The following is a 6,594-nucleotide window of genomic DNA, read 5'->3' on the forward strand; positions in this document are numbered from 1 at the left end:
CCTGCAAGGGCCCGGCCGCTCACGCATTTACACGTCCCACTCGTGGACGGGCCGCCCGTCGGCCGAGCGGGCCGCGTAGTCGAGCACCATCGCCCGCAAGGCGTCCCGCCGCTCCAGCCGCTGCCGGTGCTCGGCGACCTGCACGCGCGCGACCTGCCAGGTCGCACCGTTCACGCCCCGGCGGCATCGCGCCTCGATCACCCCGAGGTACCGGTCCACGTCCCGACCGTGCACCCCGAGCGATGAAAGGCCCTCCGCAGCCTTCGGCAGCAGCTCCTCCAAGACCAGGCGGCGCACCGGGACCAGGCCCAGGCCCGGCCACCACTGGTCGGCGTTGATCCCGTGCCGCGCCGCCGCCCGGAAGTTCCCGGCCGCCTGCGCGAACGTCATCCGCTCGCTCAGCGGCACCTCCGCGTCCGCGAAATGCGCGACCAGGCCGTAGAACAGCGCCATGTTCGCGCAGATGTCCACCGCCGTCGGCCCCGCCGCGACCACCCGGTTCTCCACGCGCACATGGGGACGGCCCCGGTACACGTCGTACACCGGCCGGTTCCACCGGTACACGGTCCCGTTGTGGAACCGCAGCTCCTGCAAGGTCGGGACCCCGCCGACGGCCATGACCGCCTCGGGGTCCTCCTCGTCGCACAGCGGTAAAAGCGGCGAGAAGTGCTTGTAGTTCTCGTCGAACAGGTCCAGCACGCCGCCGATCCACCGCTCCCCGAACCACGCCCGCGGCTTCGCGCCCGCCGCCCGCTGGTTCGCCCGCCGCGTGTCGGTGCCCTGCTCGAACAGGATCACCCGCGTCTCGGCCCACAGCTGGCGCCCGAACAGGTACGGCGAGTTCGCCGCCGTCGCGACCTGCACGCCCGCGAACGCCTGCGCCGCGTTCCAGTGCCGCGCGAAGTCCTCCGGCGCCACCTGGAGGTGGAACTGCACCGACGTGTTCGCCGACTCCGGCGCGATCGTCGACGACGTGAAGTCCACCGACTCCGCGCCCCGGATGTCGATCCGCAGGTCCTCGCCCCGCTGCGACATGATCTCCTCGTTGAGGACCCGGTACCGCCGCGCCCGCGACAGCGCGTCCACCCCCATGTGGTCGGTGAACAGCGTCGGCATCGTCCCGATCGGACAGATCTGCACCTCGGCCTTCCCGGCCGCCTCCCGCACCTCCGCGAGCACCGCCGCCAGATCGCTCTCGTACCAGGAGAGCCCGGCCCCGTCCAGGAGCCGCGGCGGCAGGTTCAGCTCGATGTTGAAGGCCCCCAGCTCATGCTGGGCGCCGTAGAGCGCGTCCTCCTCGCCGGACGTGTGCAGGTGCTCCAGCACCGCGTCGTTCGCGAACGCCGGACTCCCGTCGGGCTCAAGGAGATCCAGCTCCAGTTCGAGCCCCGTCATCGGTCTGCCCCGGTCCAGGCGCTCCTCGGTGAGCAACTGCGCGAGGGCCGCTCTTCCCGCCTGGAGTCTCGCCGAATATGCCGGGTGATCCCAGTGCTTCAAGGCAGAGCCGGTCACCTCGTCGCCCATATGTGTTCCTCCCCAGGAATCGAACGTCCATCAACTCTAGGACGCTTGGTCATGCGCTGGCTACCAAAGGAGAAGTTGTTTCGTCCCAAATGGTGCAGGTCGCGCTCATATTAGGGAGTCGTCCGCGGCGGTGGTGTCGGGATCTTGACACAAGGGGGTTCCGTCCGGCGACGTTGCGTCGCCGGGCAGGTCGGCAGCGTTGCGACCGCCGCCACCCGTCGCTCCGAGGCCGCACCGATAGGATCGCCGCGTGAACGACCAGCGCCCGCCCCACCGGCCCGCCGACTTCCTCGCCGTCAACCGAGGCGGCGGGCTCGTCACGCTCCTCGACCAGCGCGGCGGCGCGCTCTTCGCCTACGCCGCATGGCGAACCGGCCTCAAGCCGACCCATCTCACCCTGCTCAACCTCGTGATCGGCCTCGCCACCAGCGCCGCCGTCATCGCCTACATCCCGGCGGCGCAGGACGGCGCCCCGTGGTGGCCGCTCGCCCTCGGCGCGCTCGTGCTGTGGCACGCCGCGTACATGCTCGACTGCGCCGACGGGCAGCTCGCCCGCGTCACCGGCACCGGCTCCGACGCCGGCGCGCGCGTCGACATCCTCAGCGACGTCGCCATCCAGGCGTCCGTGGTCGCGGTCGTCGTCGCGGTGGTCGACGCCTACGCGTCCTGGGTCCCGGCCTGGTGCGGCGCGGCGTTCGCGGCCCTGTGGATGACGAACCTCGTCACCTCGGTCATGGCCAAAGAGGACGCGTCGGTGTCGATGGTCAAGAGCACCAACATCGTCGTGCGCCTCATCAAACTGGTGCGCGACTACGGCTTCATCCTGGTCGTCATCGCCCTCGCGCTCCTGTGGCCCGAATCGATGGCGGCCGTGATGCTGTTCTTCGGCGCCGTCAACGGACTGTTCCTCTTGGCGAGCATCGCGACCAGCGCGCGGGCGACGCTGCGCTAGAGCAGCTCCTCGTAGATCTCGATCAACCGGCGCAGCGTCACCTCGGGCGCGAACACCGCCTCGTAGCGGGCGCGCGCGTTCGCCGCGTACGACGGGTCCTTCGCGACCTCGTTGATCGCCGCCGCCAGCGACTCCGCGTCCGGCTTCGCCGCCACGCCCGCGGGCGCGGGCGTCCCGACCCCGGCGATGAACGGCGCCCCGCCCATGTCCGTGGCGACCACGGCCCGCCCGGCGGCGAGCGCCTCGATGCCCGAGGTCGGCAGGATGTCCTGCCAGATCGACGGCACGATCACCGCCGCGGAGGCCGCGACGGCGGCGTCGCGCGCGACCGGGTCGAGCTGGCCGAGGTAGTGGATCTCGGGGTGCGCGGCGGCCGCGTCCTCGACGATCTCCCGCAGCGGCCCGTCCCCGGCGATGCGCAGCGGCACCGCCGGCCGCGCCTTCCGCCACGCGTCGAGCAGCAGCTCCACGCCCTTCTCGGGGACGAGGCGGGCGCTGAACAGGAAGCCCTCGCCGAGCGGCTCGACCCCGGGATCGGCCACGGCGTTCGGCTTCACGCGGATCTGGTCGCCGGTCATGCCGATGCTCTTGAGGTACCCGGCCATGGCGTCGGTGAGCGCGATGAACCGGTCGACCGACCGCCACGTGTCCCGGTGGGTCCCGAGGGCGACGGCCATGACGGCGCTCTGGGCGCGCGAGCCCCGGTAGCAGGCGTGCTGCACGCCCGGTGCGTTCCAGCGCTTGCCGTGGCAGTCGCGGCAGTCGTGGCCGTCCCTGAAGTAGAGCCCGTTCATGCAGTCGTGCCGGTAGTTGTGAATGGTCTGGACCACTTTGATCCCGGCGCGGTGTGCGGTGTGGACCACCGACGGCGACAGCAGCGGGTACGGGTTGTGCAGGTGGAAGACGTCGGGCCGCTCGCGCTCCAGGAGTTCGGCGAGTCGCCGCTGCGTCCCGGCCGCGTGCACCGGCGAGGCCGCGAGCAGCGCCTTCTTCTGCGGGGGAAGGGAACCGATCTCGTCGGAGGACCGCAGGAACGGGACCACCTCTATGCCCGCCTCGCGCAGGGCCCCGATCTCGTAGTCCACGATGACGTTCTCGCCGGAGGGCTGCGCCGAGGCGTACCGGTTGTGGGCGATGACGATCTTCACGGGATCTTCCTCACGGGCTGGGTGTGCGGGGTGGCGGGAACGGCTTTCAGCTCGGCCGAAGATACCGCAGGAGCCGAATAGGTGTAGGTTGTCGGGTACCGTGTCGGCGGGCCGCCCGGTGATAGAGACGCAGCGTCGATCTCCGCCCGCGGACACTCACCTCCACCGTAAGCTGACGACCGCAGGGATGTGCAGTGGCTACGAGCCTGGAACGTCCAGCAAACAATCTCCACGGACGTGGCAGTGGTCCGTACGGACGGACGGGGACGCAGGTGGCCGGTGCACGCGTAGGCGGTGACCCCCAGCTGGTCACGAACGGCGCCACCCGCCGCACCTGGCGCCGCCTCGTCCGCGCCTCCAACTGGCACCGCTACTACCAGGGCGCCCTCGTGGGCGCCGACCTGCTCGCCGCCCTCCTCGCCACCGTCATGGCCGTCAACCTCACCCACGCCCCCGACGCCGGCTTCGACACCGCGAACCAGCTCCACTTCTTCTACCTCACGGTCTGGCTGTTCCTGCCCCTCGCGTGGCTGCTCGCCCTGTGGGGCACCGGCTCCTACGACCGCCGCTACTTCGGCATGGGCAACGAGGAGTTCAAGCGCGTCATCCGCGCCTCCATGTTCATGCTGGCCCTCGTCTCCTTCGCGGCCCTGACGTTCAAGGCCGACGTCTCGCGTGTCGCGGTCGCCGTCATCCTCCTCGCCGCGGCCGTCCTCGTCTGCGGCTTCCGCTACGGCGCCCGGTACGGCCTGCACAAGATGCGCCTCGCCGGGAAGGGCGTCCAGCGCGTCCTGCTCATCGGCGCCTACCCCGAGGCGCTGGAGGTCTACCGGACGGTGCGCCGCGCGCCCGCCGCCGGCCTCGTCCCCGTCGGCATTTACGTGACCGAGGGCGCCTCCTCGGTCCGCAACCTCGACACCCCGGTCCCGGTCTTCGCCGGGACCGACGTCGTCACCTGCGCCGAGCGCCTCGAAGCGGACACCCTCGCCGTGTGCGGCTCCGCCTCCGCCGACGCCGCCGACCTGCGCCGCCTCGCCTGGCAGCTCGAAGGCACCGGCCGCGATCTGGTCGTGGCCCCCGCCCTCACCGACATCGCCGGGCCGCGCGTGCACATCCGCCCCGTCGAGGGCCTGCCGCTCCTGCACGTCGAGGAGCCGAAGATCTCCGGCATCGGCTGGCTGATCAAGAACATCCTCGACATCTCCTCCTCGGTGTTCGGGCTGATCCTCCTGTCGCCGCTGTTCCTGGCCGTCGCGATCGCGATCAAGGCCGACAGCCCCGGGCCGGTGTTCTTCCGCCAGAACCGCGTCGGCCGCGACGGCGAGACGTTCTCGTGCTGGAAGTTCCGCACCATGTACATCGACGCCGAGGAGCGCCAGGCCGCCCTCATGATGCACAACGAGACCGACGGCCTCCTGTTCAAGATGAAGGACGACCCGCGCATCACCAAGGTCGGCAAGTGGCTGCGCCGCACCTCGATCGACGAGTTCCCGCAGCTGGTCAACGTGGTCCGCGGCGAGATGAGCCTCGTCGGCCCCCGGCCCCTCCCGGCCGAGAACGGCGACTTCCTCGGCGACGTGCGCCGCCGCCTGCTCGTGCGCCCCGGCATCACCGGCCTGTGGCAGGTCTCGGGCCGCTCCGACCTGTCCTGGGACGACGCGGTCCGCCTGGACCTGTACTACGTCGACAACTGGTCCCTCACGACCGACCTCCAGATCCTTTTCCGCACGGTCGCCGTAGTATTGCGCCGAAAGGGCGCGTACTGACGGGCACACGGGCGTGCGTTGAGCCAACGCACAGCCTGCGCCCAGGTGAACGCCAGGCCAACCCTGATAATCTTGGATCTTGATGACTACTTACGGAACCGGCAGCCGCATCCTCGTGACGGGCGGCGCGGGCCTGGTGGGCAGCCACCTCGTCGACGCGCTCCTCGCGAAGGGCTGCGACGTGACCGCCGTCGACAACTTCTCCACCGGCTCCCGGGCCAACCTCGAATCCCACGAGCGCCTCACCGTCGTCGAAGCCGACGTCACCGAGGGCCTCCCCGTCGGCGACGAGCCCTTCGACGCCGTCCTCCACTTCGCGTGCCCGGCCAGCCCGGTCGACTTCGAGACGCTCCCCGTCGAGATCCTCCGCGTCGACTCCGTCGGCACGCTCCACGTGCTCGACCGCGCCCTCGCCGACGGCGCCCGCTTCCTGATGGCCTCCACCTCCGAGGTCTACGGCGACCCGCTCGTGCACCCGCAGCCGGAGTCCTACTGGGGCAACGTGAACCCGATCGGGATCCGCTCCTGCTACGACGAGGCCAAGCGCTTCTCGGAGGCCGCGGTCGCGGCCTACCACCGCCACAAGGGACTCGACGCGGCGATCGTGCGGATCTTTAACACGTACGGCCCGCGGATGCGCCCCGACGACGGGCGCGTCATCCCGAACTTCATCTCCCAGGCCCTCGCGGGCGAGCCGCTCACCGTCTACGGCGACGGCTCCCAGACCCGCTCGCTCTGCTACGTCGACGACCTCGTCAACGGCCTCGTCCTGCTCCTGGAGTCCGGCGAGTACGGCCCGGTCAACCTCGGCACCGAGTACGAGCTGACGGTGGGGGAGATGGCCGAGGTCATCCTGCGCCTGACCGGCTCGCCCTCGAAGGTCGAGTACACCGACCGGCCCTCCGACGACCCCGAGCGCCGCCGCCCCGACCTCACCGCCGCCAGGACGCTGCTCGGCTACGAGCCGCAGGTGCACTATGAGGCGGGTCTCAAGGCGACCATCGACGACTTCGCGGCCCGGCGCGCTGCGGGCGAACTCACCTCCGCCTGAGCGTTCTCTGATCTTTCGCCCCGCGTGCGCGGTCCCGGCGCGCGGGCGGACACCACGTAAGCTGGCACCATGACGTATTCCGGTTCCAACTACCGCGGCAGCGCCTCGGTGCCGCCCGCGGGCGGCGGGGGCGGCGCGCGCGTCGCCTCGGCG

The 6,594-nt window shown here is 70.8% G+C and carries 5 protein-coding genes; 3 read left to right on the forward strand and 2 right to left on the reverse strand.

Going from position 1 to position 6,594, the window contains the following annotated elements; translation table 11 throughout:
* Positions 1–27: 27 nt before the first annotated feature.
* Positions 28–1,524: a glutamate--cysteine ligase gene (locus tag DI269_RS14535; RefSeq protein WP_112137017.1), complete on the reverse strand. Its 1,497-nt coding sequence runs from the start codon at positions 1,522–1,524 to the stop codon at positions 28–30.
* 250 nt (positions 1,525–1,774) lie between these two features.
* On the opposite strand from DI269_RS14535, the gene DI269_RS14540 reads away from it, so the two are divergent.
* Positions 1,775–2,476, forward strand: coding sequence for a CDP-alcohol phosphatidyltransferase family protein (locus tag DI269_RS14540; RefSeq protein WP_112137019.1), 702 nt, complete (start codon positions 1,775–1,777; stop codon positions 2,474–2,476).
* Here DI269_RS14540 and DI269_RS14545 read toward each other — a convergent pair.
* Positions 2,473–3,624: a glycosyltransferase family 4 protein gene (locus DI269_RS14545; RefSeq protein ID WP_112137021.1), complete on the reverse strand. Its 1,152-nt coding sequence runs from the start codon at positions 3,622–3,624 to the stop codon at positions 2,473–2,475. The genes DI269_RS14540 and DI269_RS14545 overlap by 4 nt on opposite strands.
* A 194-nt stretch (positions 3,625–3,818) precedes the next feature.
* On the opposite strand from DI269_RS14545, the gene DI269_RS14550 reads away from it, so the two are divergent.
* Both DI269_RS14550 and DI269_RS14555 read left to right on the forward strand, forming a co-directional pair.
* Positions 3,819–5,390 carry a sugar transferase gene (locus tag DI269_RS14550; protein ID WP_408612299.1) on the forward strand — a complete coding sequence of 524 codons (1,572 nt, stop codon included), beginning with the start codon at positions 3,819–3,821 and terminating at the stop codon, positions 5,388–5,390.
* An 82-nt stretch (positions 5,391–5,472) separates the two neighbouring features.
* The gene (locus DI269_RS14555) at positions 5,473–6,441 is read left to right on the forward strand and encodes a UDP-glucuronic acid decarboxylase family protein (RefSeq protein WP_112137025.1); all 969 of its coding nucleotides are present in this window, start codon (positions 5,473–5,475) and stop codon (positions 6,439–6,441) included.
* Positions 6,442–6,594: the final 153 nt, after the last annotated feature.

Source organism: Glycomyces dulcitolivorans (genome assembly GCF_003265355.1).
Lineage (GTDB): Bacteria > Actinomycetota > Actinomycetes > Mycobacteriales > Micromonosporaceae > Glycomyces > Glycomyces dulcitolivorans.

What these genes read in the sequence shown, in the direction of transcription:
- DI269_RS14535 (WP_112137017.1), bottom strand. Translation starts at nt 1,524, where the DNA reads ATGGGCGACGAGGTGACCGGCTCTGCCTTGAAGCACTGGGATCACCCG.
- DI269_RS14555 (WP_112137025.1), top strand. Translation starts at nt 5,473, where the DNA reads ATGACTACTTACGGAACCGGCAGCCGCATCCTCGTGACGGGCGGCGCG.